This window comes from Streptomyces sp. NPDC096048 (assembly GCF_044763415.1).
Lineage (GTDB): Bacteria > Actinomycetota > Actinomycetes > Streptomycetales > Streptomycetaceae > Streptomyces.
In genome coordinates this window covers 26,588-52,580 of sequence record NZ_JBIWGG010000016.1, presented here as the reverse complement: position 1 = coordinate 52,580, position 25,993 = coordinate 26,588, and the positions used below count along the sequence as shown (strand labels likewise).

The following is a 25,993-nucleotide window of genomic DNA, read 5'->3' as shown; positions in this document are numbered from 1 at the left end:
GTGAACACCCCCGACCTTCCCCTCGCCTCCACCGGAGGCTGCGGCGACGGCTGCGCCTGCGGCGCGGACAACGACGAAGACGCCTTCATGGGGTGCGGCCTCGACCCCGCACTCGCGGCACTGATGCTGGACTCCGGCCTCGACCCCGTGGAGGTCGAGGACCTCGCGAACCTCGCCATCCAGGAGGACCTGGCGGGCGGTGTGGACGTGACGACGGTCGCGACCATCCCCGAGGACGCCGTGGCCACCGCCGACTTCACCGCGCGCGAGGCGGGCGTGGTGGCCGGCCTCAGGGTCGCCGAGGCGGTCATGTCGGTCGTCTGCACGGACGAGTTCGAGGTGGAACGCCACGTCGAGGACGGCGACCGCGTCGAAGCCGGTCAGAAGCTCCTCTCCGTCACCACCCGCACCCGCGACATCCTCACCGCCGAGCGCAGCGCGCTGAACCTCCTGTGCCGCCTGTCGGGCATCGCGACGGCCACGCGCGCGTGGGCGGACGTCCTGGACGGCACGAAGGCCAAGGTCCGAGACACCCGCAAGACCACCCCGGGCCTCCGCTCCCTCGAGAAGTTCGCGGTCCGCTGCGGCGGCGGCGTCAACCACCGCATGTCCCTCTCGGACGCGGCCCTGGTCAAGGACAACCACGTGGTGGCCGCCGGCGGCGTGGCAGCGGCCTTCCAGGCCGTCCGCGAACGCTTCCCCGACGTCCCCATCGAGGTCGAGGTCGACACCCTGCACCAGCTCCGCGAGGTGGTGGACGCGGGCGCGGACCTGATCCTCCTGGACAACTTCACGCCGGACGAGTGCGAGGAAGCGGTGGCCCTGGTCGCCGGCCGAGCCGCCCTGGAGGCCTCCGGCCGCCTGACCCTCACCAACGCCAAGGCGTACGCGGCCACGGGCGTCGACTACCTGGCCGTGGGCGCACTCACCCACAGCTCCCCGATCCTGGACATCGGCCTGGACCTGCGAGCGGCGGAGTAGAGCCCATGCTGCTGACGATCGACGTAGGCAACACACACACCGTCCTGGGCCTCTTCGACGGCGAGGACATCGTCGAACACTGGCGCATCTCCACCGACTCGCGCCGCACGGCCGACGAGCTGGCGGTCCTCCTCCAGGGCCTGATGGGCATGCACCCGCTCCTCGGCGACGAGCTGGGCGACGGCATCGACGGCATCGCCATCTGCGCGACGGTCCCCTCGGTCCTGCACGAACTCCGCGAGGTCACCCGCCGCTACTACGGCGACGTCCCCGCGGTCCTGGTCGAACCGGGCGTCAAGACGGGCGTCCCGATCCTCACCGACCACCCCAAGGAGGTCGGCGCCGACCGCATCATCAACGCGGTCGCGGCCGTCGAGCTCTACGGCGGCCCGGCGATCGTCGTGGACTTCGGCACGGCGACGACGTTCGACGCGGTGAGCGCGCGCGGGGAGTACATCGGCGGCGTCATCGCCCCCGGCATCGAGATCTCGGTCGAGGCGCTCGGCGTCAAGGGCGCCCAGCTCCGCAAGATCGAGGTGGCGCGCCCCCGCAGCGTGATCGGCAAGAACACGGTCGAGGCGATGCAGTCCGGCATCATCTACGGCTTCGCCGGCCAGGTCGACGGGGTCGTCAACCGCATGGCCCGCGAGCTGGCCGACGATCCCGACGAGGTCACCGTCATCGCGACGGGCGGACTGGCGCCGATGGTCCTCGGCGAGTCCTCGGTCATCGACGAACACGAGCCGTGGCTGACGCTGATGGGGCTCCGCCTGGTGTACGAGCGGAACGTGTCCCGCATGTAGCAGTCGGCGTGCCTGTGGGCCGGGGGCGGGCGACGCGGCCCGGCGCTGGCGGGATGCCCGGCGTGGGTGCGGGCCGGGGGTGGGTGACGCGGCCCGGCGCTGCGGGGTGCCGCCGCGCCCACCCGTGCCGCCCCAGCGGCACGACTGCCCGCAGCTGGGGGGCGGAGAGCCGCGTACGGCGAGAAGGGACGTGTCGGGGGGTGTCCGCCCGCAGCGGTTGGCGCGTCCGCGCCGTTGCTTCTGTGGCCGACCGATTCCGCGCCGTTCCGAGGACGGACACCCCCCGGCGCGGCCCGAGCCACCACGCGACAAACGGCGCTACGCGCACCCCCACCGACCCGCACAGGCCGCCGCAGGCACCCGCATACGAGTGGCCCCCCACGCCACACCCACCCCCTATGCCGAGTTTGTCTGATTAGCGCGTATCGTCGCCGCATGCCCACGCCCTACGGATCCCGCGGCGGCATGGCGTTCGGTGCTCAGGAGCTGCGTGTGCTCCGGCGCGCCCTCGCCCTCGCCCTGAACCCCAGCCCCGTCTCGGCGGAGGAGGCCCACGACTGTCTCCGCCTCGCAGAGTCCCTCGACGAGACGATGCGGGAGAGCGCCCGGCTGCGCGCCTTCCTGGTGGCCGACCTCGCCCGGTACCGCGCCGCGCTCCCCGGCACCGCCGCCGGCTACCTCACGCTCCTGGACGAGGCGCTGGGCGCCGGGCACCGCCCGGGTGCGGACGACCTCGCCGCCCTCGGAGCCCTGCGCGGCAACCCCGCCGCGGCCGCCCTCCTGGCCCGCTGCAGGCCGACGACGGCCACGGCGGCCCCCGCGGCCACGGTCGTCCTCCCCGCCGCGCGTACCCGCCTCCACGCCCTCCCCGGCGGCCGGCAGCCCGACAAGAAGCCCGCACCGAAGCCCGCTCAGAAACCGGCCCCGCACCCGGCCCCCCACCCCGCCCCGGCCGCCCCGAAGCGCCCCGTCCCCACCCCGGGCGAAGTCTTCCCGCGCCGCAGGCCGGCCCCGCCCGCCCCCGGCTCCCGGCACCACCTCGCGGCCGGCTGACACGGCCTGGCTACCCTGGATCCATGGACTACGTCTCCGCGCTCCTGCCTCCGGCCGTCATGGCCGTGTTCTTCATCGGCGTGATCAGGGTGATCGTGAAGACCCAGGGCGGCGCCAACAAGGCCAAGGAGGACGCGGCCGTCGACGCCGCCCTCGCGCGAGCGGAGGGCGCCCGCCAGACGCCCGCCCGCCCCGAAGCCTGACCGGGCCACGGACAACTCCACGCACGGCCCCACGCACGGCCCCGCGTACGACTCCCCGCACCCACCGCGAGGAGTCGTACGCCCTTTTTGTGCCCATTCGCTCGCAAAACCGCACGTCCGGCACGCCATCGCCCGGATCTCCCACTATCGTTCAGAGCGTGCCTCGCCCATTGGGAGAACTCGAAGACGCGGTCATGACGAGGGTGTGGAAGTGGAACCGCCCCGTGACCGTTCGAGAAGTCCTGGAAGATCTGCAACAGGAACGGTCCATCGCGTACACCACGGTGATGACCGTTTTGGACAATCTCCATCAGAAGGGCTGGGTGCGCCGCGAGTCGGAAGGCCGGGCCTATCGATATGAGGCGGTCTCCACCCGTGCCGCCTACGCCGCCGCGCTGATGAACGACGCATGGTCCCAGAGCGACAACCCCGCCGCCGCCCTCATCGCCTTCTTCGGCATGATGAGCGAGGAACAGCGCGAGGCACTCAGCGACGCCATCCGCATCGTGCAGGGACCGGAAACCCCCGCGCCCAACCCCGGCTCGGTACCGGATGCGGGCGAGCGATAGCGTCCCCACATGTCAAAAGCCATCACCGTCCGGCGGGCCCGCACCAGCGATGTTCCCGACGTGCGCCGGCTCCTCGACACGTACGTCCGTGACCGCATCCTGCTCGACAAAGCGATGGTGACGCTTTACGAGAGCATCCAGGAGTTCTGGATCGCGGAACGGGACGACAACGCCGAGGTGGTCGGCTGCGGTGCCCTGCACGTGATGTGGGAAGACCTGGCGGAAGTACGCACTCTCGCGGTGAAGCCGGGCCTGAAGGGCTACGGCGTCGGCCACCGGCTGCTGGAGAAGTTGGTGGAGACCGCACGCTGGCTCGGTGTTCGCCGCGTATTCTGCCTGACCTTCGAAGTGGACTTCTTCGGCAAGCACGGCTTCGTGGAGATCGGGGAGACACCCGTCGACACCGATGTCTACGCGGAGCTGCTGCGTTCCTATGACGAGGGCGTAGCGGAGTTCCTGGGTCTCGAACGAGTGAAACCGAACACCTTGGGCAACAGCCGGATGCTTCTGCATCTGTGATCGCCGGGCAACGGCAGGCATCCGTAGCCTTCGCGCCTTCGCAACCCTTCGCCAGGTTTATTCCACCGACGGACCGTTCGCGGGTTCCCTATGTCCGAAACGCGCATCTTTCCGGCCCGGGGGCGGGCTACCGGTCTCCGTCGAGGGTTTGTGTTTTTCCGGCAAAAGCGGTTTGCTTTCCGACGTACTGCAGTACTGCATATAACAAGGGACGGCGATACGGCCGACGCCGACCGACCTCCGGCCCTCAAGTTATCGATGAAAGGAAATCCGGTGGCACAGAAGGTTCAGGTCCTTCTTGTCGACGACCTCGACGGTGGCGAGGCAGACGAGACCGTGACGTTCGCGCTGGACGGCAAGACGTACGAGATCGATCTCACCACCGCCAATGCGGACAAGCTCCGTGGGCTTCTCGATCCTTACCTGAAGGGCGGTCGTCGTACCGGGGGCCGCGCTTCGGGCGGACGCGGCAAGGCGCGCGCTTCTTCCGGCGGCAGCCAGGACACCGCGGCGATCCGCGCGTGGGCCAAGGAGAACGGCTACGAGGTCAACGACCGCGGCCGTGTTCCCGCGATGATCCGCGAGGCGTACGAGAAGGCCAACGGCTGATCACCCGACCCGCGCCACGGACTCCGCCCCGAACCCCCTCAGAGCGCCATCCGGCACGACGGGGAGGGCGGCGAGGACGGAGGGGGCGGCTGGGAGAGCCGGACCCGGTGGCACTGAGTCGCCAGCGTCCGGACCAGCCGCGCGAGATCGGGGGCGGTTCCAGCACCCCCCACGGCCGACAGTGTCGGCAGCGAGGCCTCGACCTCGCACCCCGGCTCCGGGGCGCGCAGCCAGACGGCGGCGCCCTGCAGGCCGTCGCGACCCGGGGGACGCGGCGGCAGGCCGGTCGAGCCCGGTTCGGGAGCCAGGGGCGCCTCCAGGAGGCCGCCCGCGCCGACCGCCGTCAGATCGAGCGGCAGCGAGCCCCACTCCAGCCACTCCAGCAGTCCGGGCATCTCCTCCGCGCCACCCGCCGCCACGAGCAGCAGCATCCGCTCGCCCCGGACGGCCACCGGAAAGCCGGGCCGCCGCGGGGCCGGACCGGGCCCCCGGGCCGGTCCGAGCCGCTCCAGTGCCGCGTGACCGGCCTCGGCCGGGACGTCCAGTACGTCGAAGCGGAGGCCCGCGCGGAGCCGTACCGGGGTCCCGGGAGCCGTCGGCCAGCCGAGCACGCTCTCGTACCACCACCGCACCCGCTCCCACGTGCCGCCCGCTTCGAGCGGCCGGCGGGGGAACGGCACCGAGGGCTCGGCGGGTGCCGCCGGGGCGGGGGTACGGGCAGGGGCTGTCCGGGCCGAGGGGACCGGAGGGACCGAGGGCAGGGCGCCGACCATGCCAAGTGCAACAGTCGAAAGAGCACTCGGGTTACGCTGGGTGGCGCGGCGAATGCACTGAGTGCTGAAGGAGAGGGCGTGCGGGGGCGTGGGGAGGCGCAAGGTTGTTCGCCCGTAGCGGAGGGAACCGGGGTGCGCGGCATGGAGTGTCAGTCCCAGCGGGTAAGACATCCCTAGTGGGAGGGGGCGACGCGCGGATTGGGCCGTCTCACGTTCGCCATCGGCGTACTGGCGAGTGGGGTAAGTGCCTGGCCTGCGGGAACATCGTCTCGCACCATCGGGTTGTGGCAGATGTCGGCGTCAGGGGTCAGGAGGCCATCGACGGTGTCGGCAGTTGGAATGAGCGGTCCCCGCTTGCGGGACTAAGCTGCGGAAGGACAGGGAGGGGAAGTTCCCCTTACTGCCTGACCGCTCTGAGGAGCGATTAACGATGTTCGAGAGGTTCACCGACCGCGCGCGGCGGGTTGTCGTCCTGGCTCAGGAAGAAGCCCGGATGCTCAACCACAACTACATCGGCACCGAGCACATCCTCCTGGGCCTGATCCACGAGGGTGAGGGTGTCGCCGCCAAGGCCCTTGAGAGCCTCGGGATTTCGCTCGAGGCGGTCCGCCAGCAGGTGGAGGAGATCATCGGGCAGGGCCAGCAGGCCCCGTCGGGTCACATTCCCTTCACCCCCCGTGCCAAGAAGGTTCTGGAGCTCTCGCTGCGCGAGGCCCTCCAGCTGGGCCACAACTACATCGGCACGGAGCACATCCTGCTCGGCCTGATCCGTGAGGGCGAGGGCGTCGCCGCCCAGGTCCTGGTCAAGCTGGGCGCAGATCTGAACCGGGTGCGGCAGCAGGTCATCCAGCTGCTCTCCGGTTACCAGGGCAAGGAGACCGCCACCGCCGGCGGTCCTGCGGAGGGCACGCCCTCCACGTCCCTGGTCCTCGACCAGTTCGGCCGGAACCTCACCCAGGCCGCTCGTGAGTCCAAGCTCGACCCGGTCATCGGGCGCGAGAAGGAGATCGAGCGGGTCATGCAGGTGCTGTCCCGCCGTACCAAGAACAACCCGGTGCTGATCGGTGAGCCCGGCGTCGGCAAGACCGCCGTCGTCGAGGGCCTCGCGCAGGCCATCGTCAAGGGCGAGGTGCCCGAGACTCTCAAGGACAAGCACCTCTACACCCTGGACCTCGGCGCGCTGGTCGCCGGTTCCCGCTACCGCGGTGACTTCGAGGAGCGCCTGAAGAAGGTGCTCAAGGAGATCCGCACCCGCGGCGACATCATCCTGTTCATCGACGAGCTGCACACGCTGGTCGGTGCGGGTGCCGCCGAGGGCGCCATCGACGCCGCGTCGATCCTCAAGCCGATGCTGGCCCGCGGTGAGCTGCAGACCATCGGCGCCACCACGCTGGACGAGTACCGCAAGCACCTGGAGAAGGACGCGGCCCTCGAGCGCCGCTTCCAGCCGATCCAGGTCGCGGAGCCGTCGCTGCCGCACACGATCGAGATCCTCAAGGGTCTGCGGGACCGCTACGAGGCCCACCACCGGGTCTCCATCACGGACGAGGCGCTGGTCCAGGCCGCGACGCTCGCCGACCGCTACATCTCGGACCGCTTCCTGCCGGACAAGGCGATCGACCTGATCGACGAGGCCGGTTCCCGGATGCGTATCCGCCGGATGACCGCGCCGCCGGACCTGCGCGAGTTCGACGAGAAGATCGCCGGCGTCCGCCGCGACAAGGAGTCCGCGATCGACTCGCAGGACTTCGAGAAGGCCGCCTCCCTCCGCGACAAGGAGAAGCAGCTCCTGGCCGCCAAGGCCAAGCGGGAGAAGGAGTGGAAGGCCGGCGACATGGACGTCGTCGCCGAGGTCGACGGCGAGCTGATCGCCGAGGTCCTCGCCACGGCGACCGGCATCCCGGTCTTCAAGCTCACGGAGGAGGAGTCGTCCCGCCTGCTGCGCATGGAGGACGAGCTCCACAAGCGGGTCATCGGCCAGGTCGACGCCGTCAAGGCGCTGTCCAAGGCGATCCGCCGTACCCGTGCCGGCCTGAAGGACCCGAAGCGTCCCGGTGGCTCGTTCATCTTCGCCGGTCCGTCCGGTGTCGGTAAGACCGAGCTGTCCAAGGCGCTCGCGGAGTTCCTCTTCGGTGACGAGGACGCGCTGATCTCCCTCGACATGTCGGAGTTCAGCGAGAAGCACACGGTGTCGCGTCTCTTCGGTTCGCCCCCCGGTTACGTGGGCTACGAGGAGGGCGGCCAGCTGACGGAGAAGGTCCGCCGCAAGCCGTTCTCGGTCGTCCTCTTCGACGAGGTCGAGAAGGCCCACCCGGACATCTTCAACTCGCTGCTGCAGATCCTGGAGGACGGTCGCCTGACCGATTCCCAGGGCCGGGTCGTGGACTTCAAGAACACGGTCATCATCATGACGACCAACCTCGGCACCCGGGACATCTCCAAGGGCTTCAACCTCGGCTTCGCGGCCTCGGGCGACAAGAAGACCAACTACGAGCGCATGAAGAACAAGGTCCAGGACGAGCTCAAGCAGCACTTCCGGCCCGAGTTCCTCAACCGCGTCGACGACGTGGTCGTCTTCCCGCAGCTCAGCCAGGAGGACATCCTGCGGATCGTCGACCTGATGATCGACAAGGTCGACGAGCGCCTCAAGGACCGGGACATGGGCATCGAGCTCTCCCAGTCCGCCAAGGAGCTGCTGTCCCAGAAGGGCTACGACCCGGTGCTGGGCGCACGTCCGCTGCGTCGCACGATCCAGCGCGAGGTCGAGGACACGCTGTCGGAGAAGATCCTCTTCGGCGAGCTGCGCCCCGGTCACATTGTGGTCGTGGACACCGAGGGCGAGGGCGACGCCAAGATCTTCACCTTCCGGGGTGAGGAGAAGTCGGCGCTTCCCGACGTCCCGCCGATCGAGCAGGCGGCCGGCGGCGCGGGGCCGAACCTGAGCAAGGAGGCGTAGCCCTCCGGGGTGAGCCGAGCGAGGGGCTGCCCCGGGACTTCGGTCCCGGGGCAGCCCTTTTCGCATGCCTCGTCACCGTGGGCTCAGGACCACTTCGGCGCCTGGGAACACCGGCTGGAAGTCGGATGCGGCGAAGTGGTACCCGCTCTGGGCCCCGACCGACACGGTGTGCAGGCCCGGCAGCCGGGCCGCCAGCGCGGCGAGGTGCTCGGTGCCGTCCATCTCGCCGACCGCCAGGATCTCGACGCCGGGCAGCTCGGGCATACGGCCGATGGAGGCCGGCAGGTTCCGGATGATCGACGCGTCCAGATACAGGTGGGTGAGGCCGGGCAGCATGGCGACCTCCCGCCAGTCGTCCGCCGTCAGCTCCGTGGTCAGTGCCCCGAGGCTGAGCGTGTCCAGCGTCCTCCAGTGGCCCAGCCCCCGCAGCCCGGTGGTCTCGGTGCAGTGGTCGCCGAGATAGAGGAACCTCAGTGGGGCTTTTACGGGCAGCGTCTCGGTGAGATCGGAGCCGGGCAGCCGCGAGGCCAGGGAGAGCACGGACAGGGACTTCAGCGAACCGATCCCCGACAGGTCGGTGTCGAAGGCGAGGACTAGTTCGGCGAGGGGCAGCTCCGACAGATTTTCCAGTCGGCGGGCACGGGGGCACGCGTGCAGGGTCAGCCGCTTGAGTGAGGTGAAGCGCCGCAGGGCGGTCAGATCTCGCAGGGCGGGGTTGTCACCGATGCCCAGCTCGGTCACCGCTGCGGGTTCCGGTACGGCGGCCGCTATCTCCTCGGCCGGGAACGGCCCCTGCACGCGCAGCCTGGTCCACGGTCGCAGGCATGCGAGGGCGGCGAGCTGGGCGGGTGACGCGCAGTCGAGGAAGAGGCTCGTACGGTCGAGGTGGTCCAGAACCTCGGCGGCGTACTGTTCGGTGTCGAACCGGTGCCAGGTGCCCGCCAGTTGTCTCCGCACCCCGATATCGGGGTGGTCGCGGAAACGGCGCAGCACGGCGAGCGCGCCGTCGGGTTCTTCCCGGCCCAGGATCGACGCGGTGACCGTGACGCCCAGCGCCTCGTCGGCCGACAGCCCCTCCGGCCCCGGGAGCAGCTCCAGCACCAGTGGTCCCGCGCCCGCGAGTTGCCGCGCGGCCGCGGCCGTACGCGGCGGGATCAGTCCGGCGGCTCGCTCCTCCACCTCCGCCCGTACCCCCGGGTCCAGCGCCGCGGCATGCTCCAGACAGGCCAGTGCGAGCAGCGTGAGCCGGGGCGTGCCCGCGGCCAACAGGTTCCTGAGCACGACGACGCGTTCGCGGGGTCGAGCGTGCGCCACGGCCATGCGGATGACGTCCTCCCACTGGGCGTCGTCGGCGTGGCTGACGAGGACGTCGATGTGCCCCTCCTCGACCGCGTACCGGGCTGCCAGATAGTCCTGGAAGGTGCGGTGGACGAAGTCCAGGATCCCTTCGGCCGGTCGGCGCAGTACGCCGCTGCGCAGCAACAGGGCGTGCAGCACCGTGGCGGCGTCCCCTTGCCCGAAGGCCGGGCCCAAGGCGGGCAGCGCCCGCTCCACGATGCCCTCGGCGGTCTCCAGCGTCGTTTCGTTCCGGCCGCTCAGCACCAGGGTGTACGCGATCCTCTGCAGCAGCTCCAGCTGGGTCTCCTCACCCAGTTCCGGACCGCCGACCGCGCCCATGCCCCGTTCCCGGTCCCGACGGGCGAGAAGCATGGTGAGGGCAGCGTCGTACAGCTCCTTGCGGCCGGTCGGCAGATAGCCGCGCCGCTCGCGGTGGAGTGCACAGATCAGGCCGCACATCAGCGGGTTGGTGACGAGGCGCGAGAGATCACGCTTGGTGCGCAGGGAGTCGAGCAGCCGCTGTTCGTATTCCGGGGCACCGGCCGCTTCATGCCAGCGGTGGACGAAGGTGGTGACCTGCGCCCGGCCCATCGGTGCCAGGGAGAGTTCCCTGAAGCCCTCCTGCGTCAGCCAGTCGGCGCGTACGGCGGTGGGGCGGGTGGTCAGCAGCCAGCGGTTGCCCGGATAGGCGTGGACGAGGCCACGCAACCAGTCCCGGGCGGAGTGGCGGTCGGCTGCCGGAATCTCGTCCAGACCGTCGACCAGGATCCGGGCGCGGCCCGCGGCCAGGACGCGTTCCGCCCAGCCGTCCGGGGCCGACAACGGGCAGCCGACCACGTTCAGGAAGGCGTCAGGGGCGGGCAGCGGGCCGGTGCGGACCAGGGTGCGCAACGGGAGGATGAACGGGACGAGGGTGCCCTCCCGTGCCGCGGTCACCGCCAGCCACTGGACCAGGGTCGTCTTGCCGGAGCCCGCGTCGCCGCGCAGCAGGACGCGGGACTCCTTGTCCAGCGCCTCGTCGGCGGGCAGCTGCCGTGGGCGGGCCGGTGCGCCTTCGCCCGGCACGGTGTCCCGGACGGGTTCACGGTCGGCGGTCGCCTCCAGGCTCAGATAGGCGACCTCCAGCGGCCACCGGTCCGGAGAGTCGCGCAGGTCGATGCCGTAGATGGTGAGGTGGTTGTGGCGTTCGGCGACGTAGGACAGGTACCGGCGTTCGAAGTCGGTGTCCCGCGCGTCCGGGCGCGGTACCCGGGTGATCAGCGCGTCGACCTTGGCGATCAGCTCGGCCTGGCCGCGGGTCTGTTCCACCAGTGTCCGGGCGACGAAGGTGGAGCGCCGGGTGAAGAACTCCAGGATGTGCAGGCAGGCCCACTCCGTCACCGAGCCGAGGAAGTAGCAGGCGTCGGCGGACAGACCTGCGGTGGCCGAGGGAGCCCGGTGCTGCAATTGCTTGGCCAGCTCCCGGTGGCCCAGCCGGACGGCCTGGACGTCGTCCATGTCCAGGTCGCCGAGGGCCAGCAGACGGGACGCCAGGGCGTCGGTGACGGCCTCCGTCTCGTCCGGCGGGAAGGGCCGCTCGCCGGGTGAGTCCAGGGACGCCTCGACCAGCCGCCCGGCGAGCCTGCGCACCTCCGCCTCACCGAGGTGGCGCTGCTCGCCCCGGAAGGCGACCAGGCGGGTCAGCCGGACCGGCCTGTCGACCAGTCCGGCGCCGGGCCCGCCCGTCGCGAAGAGCTTCTTCACCAGCGGGGCGACCAGACTGGACGCCAACTTCCCGCCGAGTACCGCCGGTTCCATGCGCCACCCCCGTGGTCGTTCGTCGGGGGGAGCCTATCGAGCGTCAGGACAGCTGGCCGTCGTAGTCCGGGAGTTTGAAGGTCTTCTCGGCGTGACCGCCGGACAGGTCGGTGGCGCTGTTGCCGATGTTCGCGATGATCGTGTAGCCCTTCGACTCGATCTTGGCGCGCTGTTCCGTCTTGTACTCGGCGACGTTCCGGAACAGGTCGAAAAAGCCGCGGACGTACAGGCCGGAGGAGTCGTAGCCGGCGTGGTCGAGGTTCCACTCGGTGGGCGCCTCGATGATGCCCGGTCGGGCGGTGACGAAGAACAGGGCGACGCCGTGCTCCTGGGCGTACCGCGCGGCCTCCAGGACCGGCCGGTTGGCGGGCTGCGGGTAGCTGAAGCCGAAGTCGGTCTCCAGGGAGGTGTTGTCGATGTCGAGGACGATCGCCTGCTTCTCGCCGGGGCCGGCGTCGGCGATCCGCTCCTTCAGGTAGGGCAGGGCCTTGTCCATCACGGCCCGGCAGTCCTTCTGCCAGGTGTCGTAGTCGACATCCGCGGCCGCCGTTGCCGATGCCGATGCCGCGGGCACCGTGGCGCGCGGAGTTTCGGCCGGGGCGGCGACGGCCGGTGTGACCGTCGCGGTGAGCGCTGCCGCGGTGACGGCGGCCGTGCCCGCGGCGCGCCTCCAGGTGCGCTGGGTCTGTCTGGTCTGTCCGGTCTGTTCGGTCATGGGGGGTTGGGTCCTCTCATGCCTGCGCGGATGCCTGACGGCAACAAAGTTGTCGCGTGCATGCTTGCCCGAACAAGTGGCCGGACGGCAACGATTGGGTTACTGAGTAGTAGTCACCTGGCTCGCTGCGGCCTCACGCCGTGATCTCCACCCCGTTCGGCACGTTCCGCACCCGCGGCAGCCGGGGGTTGACCCGCAGCACCCGCAGCCGGGGGAAGCCGGACAGCCAGGAGACGTCCGTGTCGGGGAGCTCCGCGTTGAGCCAGAGGTGGGTCAGCTGGTCGGGGGCCAGGCCCGCCAGCAGTTCCTCGGCACGCATCACGCCGGCCACCTGGATGCGCGGGCGCCCGCCGAGTTCGCGCAGCGCCGCCAGTTCGGTGGTGTCGGCGACAGGGAAGTAGAGGCCGTCCGGGTCCAGGTGGGCGATGATCTCGTGGGCGTACCGCTCGGTGTCGAAGTGCCGCCAGCCCCGGGCGAGTTCGGTGCGCACCGGCAGCGCGGAGCGGGACCGGAGGCGGACCAGGTAGTCGATGGCGGCGTCGTCCTGGACGCGGGTGGCGGTGATGGCGAGCAGCAGTGCCTGCCGGTCGTCGGGGACCTGCCCCGGGTCGGGCAGCAGTTCCAGGACGATGGGGCCGACCCAGCCCAGCCCGCGGGCGGCCGGCTCGGTGCTGGGGCGCACCAGGTTCTTCGTACGGTCGTGGACGAGCCGCTGGACGGCCGGGTCGAGTTCGGTGACGTGCTCCAGACAGGCCGCGGCCATCAGCCGGCGGTGGTTGATCTGCGGGCGGCGCAGGCCGGGCGCGGACGCGAGCAGCCGCTCCAGGAACTGGGAGCACTCCTCGGGGCGAGCGTGGGCGGCGGCCATGCGGATGACCTCCTCCCACTCGGACTGGTGGGCGTGGTCCACGAGGGTGGGGAAGCGGCCGCGCGCCACGATCTCCTTGGCGGCCAGGTAGTCCTGGAAGGTGCGGTGGACGAAGTCGACCGACTCTCCGGAGCGTTCGCGCAGCAGGCCGGTGCGGTGCAGCAGATGGCGGAAGATCTTCGCACCGTCCCCCTGCGCACGGGCGGCGGGCATGGCGGGCAGCGCGGCGTCCAGGATGCCGACCGCCCGCTCGCTCGTCAGCTCGGAGGCGTCCTCCTCCAGCATCGCGTGGGCCAGCTTCTGCAGCAGCCGCTCCCGGGTGCTCTGCTGGAGCCGCACGTCGTCGGCGTACAGCACGTCCCGCTCGGGGTCGCGGCGTTGCAGCAGCATCTCCAGGGCGGCGTCGTACAGCTCCTTGCGGCCGCTGGGGAGGGAGCCGGCGCGGTCCCGGTTCAGGGCGCATATCAGGCCGCACATCAGGGGGTTGGTGGCGAGCTGGCGCAGCTCGCGGTAGATCCGTACGGAGTGCAGCAGCCGCTGTTCGTACTCGTCGAGCGCACCCCGCTCCCGCGGCCCGGGGGAGCGGCTCTGCTCGTCGAGGCGGGCCGCCGAGTGCCAGTCCCGGATGAACCGCGTCACCTGGTCCCGCGACATCGGCGCCAGGGACAGCTCGACGAAGTCCTCCTCGGCCAGCCCGTCCCCCGAGAGCCAGCCGTCCGACACGGCGGAGGGCCGGGAGGTGACCAGGCAGCCGTTGCCGGAGAAGACCCGCAGCAGCCGGCGGAGCCGGTCGCGCAGCTCGCCGCGCGCCTTCTCCGGCGCCTCGTCGATGCCGTCTACCAGCAGCAGCGCACGGCCCGCGAGCAGGGTTCGCACCACCCACCCCTCCGGCGCCCGGTCGGCCAGCGGGTGCCGGACCGCGTGCAGGAAGTCGTCAGGTGCCGGAAAGCCCTCGCGGGCGAAGCGGCGTACGGGCAGGACGAAGGGGACCCGGGAGCCCTGGCGGGCGGCGGCCACGGCGAGCCACTGGACCAGCGTGGTCTTGCCGGAGCCCGCGCCGCCGCGCAGCAGCACGCGTTCGTGGTCCTCCAGGGCGCGGTCCGCGAGCAGTACGGTGCGCTGCTCGTCCTCCGCGCCGCCCACACCGCCGCTGTGCTCCTCCGCCTCCAGGCTCAGGTACGTCTCCTCCAGCGGCCAACGGTCCGGTGCGTTGGGGAAGTCCACGCCGACGATGGTCAGCCAGCCGTGCCGCCGGGCCACCCACTGGGCGTACTCGGCCTCGAACGCCGCGTCCTCCTCGGACCGTTCGGGCTGCCGGGCCGCCGCCTCCGCGTCGCCCAGGTCGACCAGCTGGGCGATCCGGCCGGCCCGCCCCGCCAGGTGGCGCTGGAGATAGGGGGAGCGCCGCACCAGATGGTGCAGGACGTGCAGGCACACGGAGACCAGCAGCGCGTCGTGGAACCAGGCGGCGTCCGGCGACAGTTCCCGGTCCGCGCCCTGCACCGCGCCCCGCAGCCGCCGCGCGTAGTCCTGCGGGCCGAGCCGCACGGCGTCGGCGTCGGTGACGTCGACCTCGGCGATCGCGAGCAGGGTGCGGGCCAGGACGTCGACGACCGGGGCCAGTTCGGCGGTGGGCGCGGCGTGCCGCGCGGCGGCGAGGTGGACCAGGTCGGCGGCGGTGCGGTGGACGTCGTCCGGGGTGGCGGACGCGTCCCGGCCGTGCCAGCTGACGAGGCCGGGGACCGGCTCGGAGAACGCGGGCGGCCGGGCGGGGGCGCGGAAGAGTCTGCTGACGAGGGGGGCGGCGAGGTGGGAGGGGGTGCGGACGACGGGATCCATGGATGTGGGTTACCCCTGGTGGTGGGTGTGGGACGGCTGTTGGGAGGGTTCCCAGGTGAATTCCATGCCGGTCGGCAGCTCCTGGGCCACGGCCGTGTCCACGTCACCGGCCACGTGCACCGTTTCCAGAGCGGGGAACGCCGACAGCCAGGCCAGGCCCTCGACCGGGTGCGGAGCCTCCAGTGCCAGGTACGTGAGGCGCTCCGGCACGATCAGCTCGGTCAGGTCCTCGACCCGGTACGCGCCGCGGACCACGATCTGCTCCCAGCCGCCCATCGAACGCAGCGTGCGGAGGTCGTCGGGCGTGGACACCTGCACGGGCCACTGTTCGGGCAGGTGGGCGAGGATCTCGCGGGCGTACCGTTCCCGGTCGAAGCGGTGCCAGGAGTCGGCCAGGATGACCTGGACGTCCCGCCCGGGGTGGGTCCGGAAGCGGGTCAGGAAGTGCAGTGCCGCCTCGCTGCCCACCTCGACGGCCGTGCCGACCACGATGGCAGCGGTGATGTCGTCGGTCTCCTCCGGGCCCGGGAGCAGCCCGAGCACCAGGTCGCCGCCCCGGCGCGCGACCTCGCTGCCGAGCTCGAAGGTGGCCGGCGGGACGAGGGCGGCCAGCTGTTCCTCCACCCGCTTCCGTACCTCGGGGTCCACCTCCGCCGCGTACCGCAGTCCGGCCGCCGCCAGCAGCGTGCCGCGCGGGGTGCCCAGCTCGGTCAGCCGGCCCAGCATCCGTTCCGCCTCCTTCGGCCGGGCATGCGCGAGGCCGAGCAGGATGACGTCCTCCCAGGCGTCGTCGCCGGCGTGGTCGACCAGCAGGCCGAAGTCCATCTCCTGCACGGCCAGCCGGGCACCGAGGTAGTCCTGGAAGGTGCGGTGGAGGAAGTCCGCCCGCCCTTCGGCGGGCTCGCGCAGCAGTCCGGAGCGCAGCAGCAGCGCGTGGTAGACCTCCTCGTCGTCGGCGCCGGTCAGGTTCAGCGCGGGCAGCGCACGGCCGATGATCTGCAGGGCCTCGGCCCGGTCCATCTCCTGGCGGCCGTTGCGGATCAGCCACCACGCCAGCTTCTGCAACAGCTGCACCTGCGTGGCGTACGCGAGCCGCACCCCGTCGGGAGCGTGCAGCTCCCGCTCCCGGTCCCGGCGCTCCAGGAGCATGGTCAGGGCGGCCTCGTACAGGGACCTGCGGTCCTGCGGCAGGAAGCCGCGCCGGTCGCGGTGCAGGGCGCACAGCATGCCGCACATGAGCGGATTGGTGGCCAGCCGGTTCAGTTCGGACGTGGTCCGCACGGCCCCCAGCAGCGACTCGCCGACCGACTCCGCCACCCCGGCCGCGCGGTGCCAGCGCCGTACGAAGGTGGCGATGTCGTCCTGGGACATCCGGGCGAGCACGCGCTCACCGAAGCCCTCCGCGGCCAGCCAGTCCTCCGGTACGGCCGAGGGGCGGGAGGTGACCAGCCACAGGTTCCCGGGGAAGGCCCGCACCAGCTCGCGCAGCCAGCGCCGGGCGGCGGCGCGGCGGTCGCCGGCGATCTCGTCGATGCCGTCGACCAGCAGCACCCCGCGTCGGGCCCGCAGGACGCGCTCCGCCCACCCCGGCGGCTGCTCCCCGGCGACGGGACAGCCGACCGCCCGCAGGAAGTCGCCGGGAAAGGGCAGCTCGGCCCCCGGCCGGACGATCCGGCGCATCGGCAGCACGAACGGCACCCGTCCGATGAGGTGGGTCAGCCCGTGGTCGTAGGCGTGTCCGGCCGCCGTCACCGCGAGCCACTGCACCAGGGTGGTCTTGCCGGAGCCGGCGACTCCGCGCACGAACACCTGGTCCTGGCCGGCGAGCACCTGCTCGGCGGCCACGGTCAGGTACTCGGCGTCCCGGCGGCCCGCCCGTCCCGCCGCCTGCGGCCGGGTCGCCTCCAGACTCAGATACGCCGTGTCCAGCGGCCACTCGCGGGTCCCGGCGTCCAGCCCGTAGATGGTGAGCGTGCCGTACCGGCCGGCGATGTGATCGGCGTAACGCTCCTCGAACCCGGCGTCCTCGGCCGTCTGGGACGGCAGGCGTTCCAGGAGTACGTCGACGGCCTGGACCAGCCGGGCCAGCTGCTGGGTCTGGACGGTCTGCCGGCGGGCCACGTAGGTGGAGCGCTGGGTGAGGAAGTTCAGGATGTGCAGCGAGGCGGTGTGCAGCAGCCGCTCGTACAGCAGCAGGCCGCCCTCGCCCAGGCCGTACGGGGACAGCGGCACGTTCCCGCGCAGCTCGCGGGCGAAGCGGTCCGGTCCGAGCCCGACGGCCTCGTAGTCCTCGACGGTGATCTCGCCGAGCCGGGCGAGGGTGCGGGCCAGGGCGTCCTTGACGGCCGTCGCCTCGGCGGCGTCGACGGGCCGCTCCCGCGGGCCGGCCGACGCCAGCGCCCTGCGGACCAGCTCCGCGGCGATCTTGTCGACGTCCTTGGGCGTGACGCTCCGCTTCTCGCTCCGGAAGGACACCAGCGCCGATATCCGCACCGGACGGTCGACGAGCCCGGCCCCCGGCCCGTCCCGGACGAAGAGCCTGCGGACGAGGGGCGCGACCGCGCTGGACGCGACACGGGCCCCGAGTGCTGTGACGTCGACCATGTTCCGAGCCTAGGTGAACGCCCTTGAGCGGGGGGCGGGTTAGCCGGGACGGGAGTAGCCCCCGTCACATTCACCGGTCCTTCGATCATGCCCGCCGGTGACATGCCGCACAGGCGATTCGGCCTGTACTACGAGGAATAGTGGAAGCCGCAAGAACTACGAAAACGGACACTTCGGACCGAAGTGATGGTCGGCTTCCGGGGCTCTGAGCTGGTTTTGTCCAAAATGAGGGCTCTGTCGAGACTCGTGAAGTTTCGTGCTGAAGTACTAAATAGCGTCGTAGGTCACACCTTTGTGCGGTTCGGGCCCGCCGGGTTACCAAGGTGGAGCCCGCCCGACGAGCGCCCTGTGCGTCCCGCCGGAGGGGCTTTCCTCTGCACCCGTCCCCATGAGGTTCGAATGTTCCCGCGTGTCACGTCCCGTTCTTCCCGTACGACCATCCGCACCCGCGCCGCGGTGATGGCCGCAGGCCTCGGAGCCTCGGTCGCACTGGGAGCCGGGGTCGCGGCCGCCACCGGCACCACGGCGGCTTCCAGCACCTCCACCGCCGCGAGCGCCGTCGAGGCCCAGGCCGCGGCGCAGGCCAAGGCGGCGAAGGCCGAGAAGGCCACGAGCGTGAAGACCGTCGCCGCCAAGAAGACGGCCACCAAGAAGAAGGCCGCCTCCTGGGTGGACCCGGTCAAGAAGTACAAGCTCACCGCCAGCTTCGCCCAGAACGGCGGCATGTGGGCCTCCAAGCACAGCGGCCAGGACTTCGCCGTGCCGATCGGCACCAACGTCGTCGCCGCGCACGGCGGCACCGTCGTCAAGGCCGGCGGCAACGGCGCCGGTGACGGCCCCGCCTACGGCAACGCGATCGTGATCAAGCACGGCAACGGCACGTACTCCCAGTACGCGCACCTGTCCAAGATCAACGTGAAGGCCGGCCAGATCGTGAAGACCGGCCAGTCCATCGCCAAGTCCGGCAACACCGGTAACTCCAGCGGCCCGCACCTGCACTTCGAGATCCGTACGACCCCGAACTACGGCTCGGCCGTCGACCCGGTCTCCTTCCTGCGCTCCAAGGGCGTGACCGTCTGAGGAGCAGGGCTACGCGCCTGATGAGCCCCGGTGGGCCTGGGTGACCAGATCGGTGGCGACCTCGAGAACAGCCGCGCGCTGTTCCTCGGGGTCGCCTTCGAGGTCGCTCAGGACGAACATCCCGGCGTGCAGCGTGAACAGCGCGCTGACACAGCGGACCTGGTCGACCAGCTCCGCCTCCGGGTCGATGAGGCTGTCGCGCAGGCCGAGCATGCGGTCCTTGAACGTCTCGCCGATGCGCAGGTCCCGCACCGTCGCCTGGTTCTCCTGCATGAAGCGGAACAGCGGCGCCGCCCCCGCCAGCGCCTCGCTGTAGCGGCGGATGATCTCCTGCTTGGTCTCCAGCGTGTGCGGCTGCTCCCGCGCCCACGCGATCAGGGCCTCCATGGGCCGTGAGAGATCCTCGAAGATGCTGACCAGGATCTCTTCCTTGGTCTTGAAGTGGTAGTAGAGCGCGGCCTTGGTGACGTCCAGGCGCTCGGCGATCTCGCGCAGCGAGGTCTTCTCGTACCCCTGCTCGACGAAGAGTTCGAGTGCCACGTCCTGGATGCGCTGGCGGGTGTCCCCGCGGCGTCGCTGCTGCTTGGTGCCGTCCATCGTGCCGCCCATCCTCCTACGCACCTCCTGATCCGCGCACTTTCCGAAAAACTTACTTGACGACCGGCTAGTTACGCGTCTACCTTCCCGAGTGTAGTCAACTTGCCGGGCGGCAAGTAAGTAGGTCGGCGGAACAGCGGTAGCTGGGGGAGTGGGAGCGCGATGGCGGACATACCGGGAGTACGAGCGGACGCGCCGGGGGCGCGAGCCGGCGACGGCAGCGGTGTAAAGCAGCCGAGGAGCGTGCGGGTGGTCCTGCTCGCGCTCATGATCGCGATGATGCTCGCGATGCTCGACAACATGATCATCGGCACCGCGATGCCGACGATCGTGGGCGAGCTGGGCGGTCTGGAGCACCTCTCCTGGGTGGTCACCTCCTACACCCTCGCGACCGCCGCCTCCACCCCGCTGTGGGGCAAGCTCGGCGACATGTACGGGCGCAAGGGCGTCTTCATGACGTCGATCGTGATCTTCCTGATCGGCTCGGCGCTCAGCGGCATGGCCCAGGACATGGGCCAGCTCATCGGCTTCCGCGCCGTCCAGGGCCTCGGCGCCGGCGGTCTGATGGTCGGCGTCATGGCCATCATCGGCGACCTGATACCGCCGCGGGAGCGCGGCAAGTACCAGGGCATGATGGCCGGCGTCATGGCGCTGGCGATGATCGGCGGACCGCTGGTCGGCGGCACCATCACCGACCACTGGGGCTGGCGCTGGTCCTTCTACATCAACCTCCCGCTCGGCGCGGTCGCGCTGGTCGCCATCAGCGCCGTACTGCACCTGCCGAAGAAGCGCGGCCAGGCGCGGATCGACTACCTGGGCGCCGCGCTGCTGACCGTCGGCATCACCGCCATCGTGCTCGTCACCACCTGGGGCGGCACCGAGTACGCCTGGACCTCCGCGCGGATCATGGAGCTGATCGGCATCGGCGTCGCCGCGCTGGTCGGGTTCGTGTTCTGGCAGACCCGGGCCGCCGAGCCGGTCATGCCGCTGCACATCTTCCGCAGCCGCAACTTCACGCTGATGTCCCTCATCGGCTTCATCGTCGGCTTCGTGATGTTCGGCGCCACCCTCTTCCTGCCGCTGTACCAGCAGGCGGTGCAGGGCGCGTCCGCCACCAACTCCGGGCTGCTGCTCCTGCCGATGCTGGGCGCGATGCTCGTCACGTCGATCGTCGCCGGGCGGGTCACCACCAGCACCGGGCGCTACAAGATCTTCCCGGTGGCGGGCGGCGCCCTGATGACCCTCGGCCTGTACCTGCTCTCGCTCATGGACACCGACACCAGCCGCTTCACCTCCGGGGTGTACATGGCAGTCGTCGGCCTCGGCATGGGCTGCCTGATGCAGATCACCATGCTGGTGGCGCAGAACAGCGTCGAGATGAAGGACATGGGCGTCGCGTCCTCCTCCACCACCCTCTTCCGCACCCTCGGCTCCTCCTTCGGCGTGGCGATCATGGGCGCCCTGTTCAACCACCGGGTCCAGGACGTCATGGCGGAGAAGGCCGGGGCGCTGGGCTCCAAGGTCACCGAGCAGTCGGCGCAGCTGGACGCGGCGAGCCTGGCCAAGCTGCCGGAGGCGGCACGCGTGGCGTACCAGGAGGCGGTCTCCTCCGGCACCCACGGCGCGTTCCTGCTCGGCGCCGTGGTGGCGGTGATCGCCCTGGTCGCGGCGGTCTTCGTGAAGGAGGTGCCGCTGAAGGGGGCGGGCCCGAAGGCGGCCGACGCCCCGGCCGACGGCGACGAATCCGGGGCCGCGGCGAAGGCGCCGGTGACCGAGGCGGTGTGACGCCTGCCCGCCACGAGGGCCTCCGGGCGGCTCCGGCCACCCGGAGGCCCTCCTCATGGGCCCGTCGGTTCCGGCGCGCGCCGACCGGCGCGAAGAAGAGGAACTCCCCTCTCGCTACCGCTCACCCCGGGCTGCCCGCCGGGCGAGGGACTCCTGCGAGGAACTCCTCGAACGCCACCCTCCGCTTCGGGTCCATGAAGCCCTGGCGGACCTCGCGGGCCTGCTCCTCCAGCCGCCTCGGCCAGGCCGGGCACCCCGCTCCACCTCGTCGTCGACCGGGTGACTCACCTCTGCGTCGATCCGTATCCCCAGGGCGCCCAAGGCTGGGGACGGCCACTGACACCGCCTCCGCCTCCACCGGCCGCTGTCAGTGCCCCGTGCCACCATCGGCGTATGGACAAGCTGCGGCAGCTGCGGCTGGCGAAGGACGCCATGGACCGCGACTGGTCCGACCCGGCCCTCGACCTCGACGCGGTCGCCGCGCACGCCGGGTACTCCCGGTATCACTTCCTGCGCGCCTTCAAGGAGGCGTACGGCGAGACGCCCGGCCAGTACCTCACCCGCCGCCGCATCGAGCGCGCCGAGGACATGCTGCGCACCGCCAACCTGTCCGTGACCGAGATCTGCCACCTGGTCGGCTTCAGCAGCCTGGGCACCTTCTCCACCCGCTTCAAGGCGCGGACCGGCCTCACCCCGAGCGAGTACCGGACGAAGCACGTGGGCCGGGGGACCGCCCTCATACCCGGCTGTTACGTCATGCACTGGGCGGGCGGCGTGCGGCGCAATTCCGGAGAAGCGGACTGAGGCCGCCGCTGCCTACCGTGACAGGGCAAGCGGGAACGGCCGCGGAAGCAGCGCGAACCAACAGGAGCACGCCATGATCAAGGGTCTCGCCATCTCGACCGTCTGGGTCCTCGACCAGGACCGGGCCAAGGCGTTCTACACCGAGAAGCTGGGCCTGGAGGTCCGCACCGACATGACCATGGGCGAGGGCGGCATGCGCTGGCTCACCGTCGGCTCCCCGAACCAGCCCGACGTCGAACTCACGCTGATGGTCCCGTCCGGCCCCTCGATGGACTCCGAGTCGGCCGAGATGATCAAGAAGCTGGTGGCCAAGGGCGCGCTCGGCGCCGGCGTGCTGACCACCGACGACATCCACGGCGACTACAAGAAGCTCAAGGACCGCGGGGTCGAGTTCCTCCAGGAGCCGCAGGAGCGTCCGTACGGCACGGAGGCCCTCTTCCGCGACGACTCCGGCAACTGGTTCTCCTTCACCCAGCCCCGCGAGGGTGGCCTCGACATGGACCGGGACTTCGCCTGCTGAGGGACGTCGCCTGCCGAGGGACCGAGCGGCCGAGGGACCGAGCGGCTGAGGGACTGAGCGGCTGAGCGGCTGAACAACGGGGCTAGGGCCGGCCCGGGGAGCCGCTGCGGGCCCGGTCCGGCAGCATCGGGTAGCTCCCCGTGTTCGTCGGCGCGTGTTCCGGCAGCCACAGCACGGCGACCGCGCCCTCGGCCGGTACGTGCTCCGGCGCCCCGGCGGGCCGCACGTTGCGGAAGGTGAGCCGGGCGCCCAGTACCCGCGCCTGTCCGGCCGCGATGGTCAGGCCGAGCCCGTGCCCGCGGCCCGCCCGGTCCGTGCTGCCGGTGCGGAAGCGGCTGGGGCCCTCGGCGAGAAGGGCCTCGGGGAAGCCCGGCCCGTGGTCGCGGACCCGGATCACCCGGCCCTCGACGCTGACCTCGACGGGAGGCCGGCCGTGCCGGGCCGCGTTGGCGAGCAGGTTGATCAGCACGCGCTCCAGGCGTCGCGGGTCGGTGGTGACCTCGGACTCGTGGATCACCCGCACCTCCACGTCCGGGTCCTTGGCCGCCACCCGCCGGGACACGAAGTCGCCCAGCATGATGTCCTGCAGCTCGGCCCGCTCCGAGGCCCCGTCGAGCCGGGCCACCTCCAGGACGTCCTCGACCAGCGTGCGCATCGCCTTCGCCCGGTCCAGCACCAGCTCGGTCGGCCGGCCCGGCGGCAGCAGTTCGGCGGCGGTGAGCAGCCCGGTCACCGGGGTGCGCAGCTCGTGCGCGATGTCCGCGGTGACCCGGCGCTCGGCGTCCAGCCGCTTCTGCAGGGCGTCCGCCATCGCGTCCACGGCGCTCGCGAGGTCGTCGGTCTCGTCCCGCACGACTCCGCCGATGGCGTCCCGCACGCGGACGTCCGGCTCACCGTTGGCTACCTGGTGCGCGGCGGCGGCGGCCTTGCGCAGCCGGCGTGACAGCTGGCCGCCGATGAGCACGCCGAGCGCGCTGCCGCCGAGGACGACCGCGATGGAGCCGATGACCAGCGCCTGGTCGAGGTCCTCGAGGATGTCCGCGCTCCGGTCGGTGAACCCGGAGTGCAGGGACATCACGTGCCCGTCCTTGAGCGGCACGGCGGCCCAGATGTTCGTCACCCCGTCGGCCCGCTCGGAGACGTACGTCGCACGCCGCCCGTTCTCGACCTTGCGGCGCAGCTCCTCGGGCAGCTCGGGGTCGTCGATCTTGGCGTTCGGGAAGTTCTGCCGCCCGGACAGCTCGTAGTTGCGCTGGGCGATCAGGACCCGGTCGTCCGCCAGGTCACGCGCGTTGTCCAGCATCGACACCCGGGCCGCGTTGTGCACGACCAGGCTCAGCACGACCGCCACCAGCGCGCCGACCAGCGCGATGGCCGCGCTCAGCTTCCAGCGCAGCCCGGTACGGATGCTCAGCCTCCTACGGAAGAACCCCCGCATGTCCCGCATCCCCGAATCCCCGAATCCCCGCTCAGGCCTTCAGCTTGTAGCCGAAGCCGCGGACCGTCTCGATGCGGTCCTGACCGATCTTGGTGCGCAGTCGCTGCACATGGACGTCGACGACGCGGGTGTCACCGCCCCAGCCGTAGTCCCACACGCGCTCCAGGAGCTTGTCGCGCGAGAGCACCGTGCCCGGCGCGGAGGAGAACTCCAGCAGCAGCCGCATCTCGGTCGGGGTGAGCGCCACCGGCCGCCCGGCCCGGCGCACCTCCATGCCGTCGGTGTCGACCTCCAGCTCACCGAAGGCGAGCACGCCCCCGGTGTCGGTGGCGGCCCCCGCGTCCCCCCGGTCGCCGCCGCCGGCGTGCCCGAAGCGGCGCAGCACCGCGCGGATCCGGGCGACCAGCACGGCACCGTCGAACGGCTTGGTGACGTAGTCGTCGGCGCCGGCCTCCAGCCCCAGTACGACGTCGATGGAGTCCGCCCGCGCCGACAGCATGATCACCGGCACGGTGGACTCGTCCCGGATGCGGCGGCACAGGCTGACCCCGTCGAGGCCGGGGACCATGACGTCGAGGAGCGCGATGTCGGGGCGGTCGGCCCGGAACGCCTCCAGGCCCGACAGTCCGTCGGGCATCGCGGTGACCGCGAAGCCGTCCCGCTCCAGGGCGAGCTGGGTGGCCTCGCGGATGACGTCGTCGTCCTCGACGAACAGGACGTGGGTCTGGTCTGCCATCCGGGTGCTCTCAGTCCTCGTGTGCGGCATCGGGTCTGCGTCGGGTCTGCGTCGGGGTCTTCATGTCTCCATCGGTCCGAGCGGCCCGATCGGTTCACGCCGCCCGATCGGTCACGCCGCCCGGCCGGTCGGCCCGCCGGGCGCGTCAGCTCTCCGGTTCCGGGGCCGGGGTCGGCATGTTCCCGGCGGCGTTGCTGTAGTCGTTGTGGGTGCGGAACTCCTCGTCGAACCGGCCCGAGGCCCAGCGGTACGTGATCACGTTCTCGCCGGACGGACTGGACACCGGGTCGCCCTTCTCGTACACCTGCTTGGTCACCACCAGGTCGCCGCGGTCGATCTCCGCGTAGACCGGTGGCTCCTCGGCCCTGAACACATTCTGGTACGCGCCGTCTTCCTCGCGGTACACGTAACTGCCCACACCGACCGCGTCACCGCACGTCAGTACGTTGACGACGACGTCCTCGGCCGATCCCGACCCGCCGGTCAGCTCCCCGTACGACACGTCGACGGGGTACTCGTCGGCCACGCACGGCTTCAGCTCGCGCTTGACCTCCGGGGAGACCTTGGGGTCGGCCTTGACGAGCCGGACCGCGTCCACGCGGTCGGGAACCTTGGAGGGGGAGGCCGCGGGCGAGGAGGAGGCGACGCCCGCCACCGCGTCCGCGTGGGCCGGTCCCTCGTCACGGGCGCCGGTGCCGCCCGCGGCGCAGCCGGAGAGGGAAAGGCCGAGGGCGACGAACACGGCCACCGCCGTACTCGCCGCCTGCGTACTCCTCCGGGCGTCCCCGGGTGATCGACCGACGGTCAGGCCGCGCAACGCTCCCGCTCCTCACGCTCCAGCGCCCGTGCGTCCAGATCGCGGGCGACCAGCTCCTCGCGGAGCCGGGCGAGCGCCCGGTGCAGCGTGCTCTTGACCGTTCCCGCCGACATGCCGAGTGCGGCGGCGGTCTCCTCCGTGGACATCTGCTCCCAGTGTCGCAGCACCACGACGCTGCGCTGCTTCGGGGCGAGCACCTTCATCACGTCCATCAGCAGGGCGCGGTCCGCGTGCTGCTCGGTGGCGTCGTCGACACACGACTCCGGGAGCTGCTCGGTCGGCACTTCCTCCAGCTTCCGCGCCCGCCACCACTCGGTACGGGTGTTGATCATCACCCGGCGCAGGTAGGCGTCGGCCAGCCGCTTGTCCTCGATGGTCTCCCAGCGACGGTACGTGCGCACCAGGGCGGTCTGCAGCAGATCCTGGGCGTCGACGGGATCCGGGACCAGTCGCCGGGCGCTGCGCAGCAGCGCGTCCTGCCGGGTCCGGACGTACTCCTCGAACTCGAGCACCTCGCCCATGGTCAACCGCCTTCCGCTCCGTAGCCCTGCTGTGCCCGCGGGGCACGAAAACGAAGGTAGGGAAGCGT

22 protein-coding genes are annotated in these 25,993 nt (G+C 71.2%); 12 read left to right on the top strand and 10 right to left on the bottom strand.

Annotated elements, in window-relative coordinates:
* The 7 genes from nadC (at nt 1) to ACIQ6R_RS34270 (ending at nt 4,737) form a co-directional block, all read left to right on the top strand.
* Nucleotides 1–981, top strand: a complete 981-nt coding sequence (gene nadC, locus ACIQ6R_RS34300; RefSeq protein WP_404225871.1) for a carboxylating nicotinate-nucleotide diphosphorylase — start codon at nt 1–3, stop codon at nt 979–981.
* A 5-nt stretch (nt 982–986) separates the two neighbouring features.
* The gene (locus ACIQ6R_RS34295) at nt 987–1,784 is read left to right on the top strand and encodes a type III pantothenate kinase (protein ID WP_375920553.1); all 798 of its coding nucleotides are present in this window, start codon (nt 987–989) and stop codon (nt 1,782–1,784) included.
* A 435-nt stretch (nt 1,785–2,219) separates the two neighbouring features.
* Complete coding sequence (locus ACIQ6R_RS34290) at nt 2,220–2,837, top strand: hypothetical protein (protein WP_404225738.1); 618 nt, start codon at nt 2,220–2,222, stop codon at nt 2,835–2,837.
* Between the two features lie 23 nt (nt 2,838–2,860).
* A complete protein-coding gene (locus ACIQ6R_RS34285; protein ID WP_404225737.1) occupies nt 2,861–3,040 on the top strand; it encodes a hypothetical protein in 180 nt (59 codons plus the stop codon).
* A 170-nt stretch (nt 3,041–3,210) separates the two neighbouring features.
* A complete protein-coding gene (locus ACIQ6R_RS34280) occupies nt 3,211–3,609 on the top strand; it encodes a BlaI/MecI/CopY family transcriptional regulator (protein WP_404186594.1) in 399 nt (132 codons plus the stop codon).
* A 9-nt stretch (nt 3,610–3,618) separates the two neighbouring features.
* On the top strand, nt 3,619–4,128 hold the full coding sequence (locus tag ACIQ6R_RS34275) for an amino-acid N-acetyltransferase (protein WP_404186510.1): 510 nt from the start codon (nt 3,619–3,621) through the stop codon (nt 4,126–4,128).
* Nucleotides 4,129–4,401: 273 nt separating this feature from the next.
* Nucleotides 4,402–4,737, top strand: coding sequence for an Lsr2 family protein (locus ACIQ6R_RS34270; protein ID WP_310871971.1), 336 nt, complete (start codon nt 4,402–4,404; stop codon nt 4,735–4,737).
* Between the two features lie 38 nt (nt 4,738–4,775).
* Here ACIQ6R_RS34270 and ACIQ6R_RS34265 read toward each other — a convergent pair whose 3' ends face one another.
* Nucleotides 4,776–5,510: an SCO3374 family protein gene (locus ACIQ6R_RS34265; RefSeq protein ID WP_404225736.1), complete on the bottom strand. Its 735-nt coding sequence runs from the start codon at nt 5,508–5,510 to the stop codon at nt 4,776–4,778.
* Between the two features lie 430 nt (nt 5,511–5,940).
* Between ACIQ6R_RS34265 and ACIQ6R_RS34260 the strand changes: the two genes are divergently transcribed.
* Complete coding sequence (locus ACIQ6R_RS34260) at nt 5,941–8,466, top strand: ATP-dependent Clp protease ATP-binding subunit (protein ID WP_210962650.1); 2,526 nt, start codon at nt 5,941–5,943, stop codon at nt 8,464–8,466.
* Nucleotides 8,467–8,538: 72 nt separating this feature from the next.
* Here the strand turns inward: ACIQ6R_RS34260 and ACIQ6R_RS34255 are convergent, their stop codons facing one another.
* The 4 genes from ACIQ6R_RS34255 to ACIQ6R_RS34240 form a co-directional block, all read right to left on the bottom strand.
* The gene (locus ACIQ6R_RS34255) at nt 8,539–11,601 is read right to left on the bottom strand and encodes an NACHT domain-containing protein (protein ID WP_404225735.1); all 3,063 of its coding nucleotides are present in this window, start codon (nt 11,599–11,601) and stop codon (nt 8,539–8,541) included.
* 43 nt (nt 11,602–11,644) lie between these two features.
* Nucleotides 11,645–12,316, bottom strand: a complete 672-nt coding sequence (locus tag ACIQ6R_RS34250) for an HAD family acid phosphatase (RefSeq protein ID WP_404225734.1) — start codon at nt 12,314–12,316, stop codon at nt 11,645–11,647.
* 133 nt (nt 12,317–12,449) lie between these two features.
* Nucleotides 12,450–15,023: an NACHT domain-containing protein gene (locus ACIQ6R_RS34245; protein WP_404225732.1), complete on the bottom strand. Its 2,574-nt coding sequence runs from the start codon at nt 15,021–15,023 to the stop codon at nt 12,450–12,452.
* 9 nt (nt 15,024–15,032) lie between these two features.
* On the bottom strand, nt 15,033–17,627 hold the full coding sequence (locus ACIQ6R_RS34240) for an NACHT domain-containing protein (protein ID WP_404225731.1): 2,595 nt from the start codon (nt 17,625–17,627) through the stop codon (nt 15,033–15,035).
* Nucleotides 17,628–18,026: 399 nt separating this feature from the next.
* Here ACIQ6R_RS34240 and ACIQ6R_RS34235 point away from each other — a divergent pair, with 399 nt between their 5' ends.
* Nucleotides 18,027–18,707: a M23 family metallopeptidase gene (locus ACIQ6R_RS34235; RefSeq protein ID WP_404225729.1), complete on the top strand. Its 681-nt coding sequence runs from the start codon at nt 18,027–18,029 to the stop codon at nt 18,705–18,707.
* Nucleotides 18,708–18,716: 9 nt separating this feature from the next.
* On the opposite strand, the gene ACIQ6R_RS34230 is transcribed toward ACIQ6R_RS34235, so the two are convergent.
* Nucleotides 18,717–19,316, bottom strand: coding sequence for a TetR/AcrR family transcriptional regulator (locus ACIQ6R_RS34230; protein WP_404225727.1), 600 nt, complete (start codon nt 19,314–19,316; stop codon nt 18,717–18,719).
* Nucleotides 19,317–19,466: 150 nt separating this feature from the next.
* Here ACIQ6R_RS34230 and ACIQ6R_RS34225 point away from each other — a divergent pair, with 150 nt between their 5' ends.
* The 3 genes from ACIQ6R_RS34225 to ACIQ6R_RS34215 all read left to right on the top strand — a co-directional run bounded on the left by ACIQ6R_RS34225 (nt 19,467) and on the right by ACIQ6R_RS34215 (nt 22,413).
* Complete coding sequence (locus ACIQ6R_RS34225; RefSeq protein WP_404225725.1) at nt 19,467–21,089, top strand: MDR family MFS transporter; 1,623 nt, start codon at nt 19,467–19,469, stop codon at nt 21,087–21,089.
* A gap of 393 nt (nt 21,090–21,482) precedes the next feature.
* A complete protein-coding gene (locus ACIQ6R_RS34220; protein ID WP_404225723.1) occupies nt 21,483–21,893 on the top strand; it encodes a helix-turn-helix transcriptional regulator in 411 nt (136 codons plus the stop codon).
* Nucleotides 21,894–21,966: 73 nt separating this feature from the next.
* A complete protein-coding gene (locus tag ACIQ6R_RS34215) occupies nt 21,967–22,413 on the top strand; it encodes a VOC family protein (protein WP_404225722.1) in 447 nt (148 codons plus the stop codon).
* Nucleotides 22,414–22,495: 82 nt separating this feature from the next.
* Here the strand turns inward: ACIQ6R_RS34215 and cseC are convergent, their stop codons facing one another.
* From cseC to ACIQ6R_RS34195, 4 genes are all read right to left on the bottom strand, one after another.
* Nucleotides 22,496–23,851, bottom strand: a complete 1,356-nt coding sequence (gene cseC, locus ACIQ6R_RS34210) for a two-component system sensor histidine kinase CseC (protein WP_404225720.1) — start codon at nt 23,849–23,851, stop codon at nt 22,496–22,498.
* Between the two features lie 31 nt (nt 23,852–23,882).
* Nucleotides 23,883–24,587 (bottom strand): two-component system response regulator CseB, encoded by a 705-nt coding sequence (gene cseB / locus ACIQ6R_RS34205; RefSeq protein ID WP_404225718.1) that lies wholly within the window; start codon nt 24,585–24,587, stop codon nt 23,883–23,885.
* Nucleotides 24,588–24,732: 145 nt separating this feature from the next.
* On the bottom strand, nt 24,733–25,404 hold the full coding sequence (locus ACIQ6R_RS34200) for a hypothetical protein (protein ID WP_404225716.1): 672 nt from the start codon (nt 25,402–25,404) through the stop codon (nt 24,733–24,735).
* The gene (locus ACIQ6R_RS34195) at nt 25,392–25,931 is read right to left on the bottom strand and encodes a SigE family RNA polymerase sigma factor (RefSeq protein ID WP_404186542.1); all 540 of its coding nucleotides are present in this window, start codon (nt 25,929–25,931) and stop codon (nt 25,392–25,394) included. The genes ACIQ6R_RS34200 and ACIQ6R_RS34195 overlap by 13 nt, the downstream gene beginning before the upstream one ends.
* Nucleotides 25,932–25,993 lie beyond the last annotated feature (62 nt).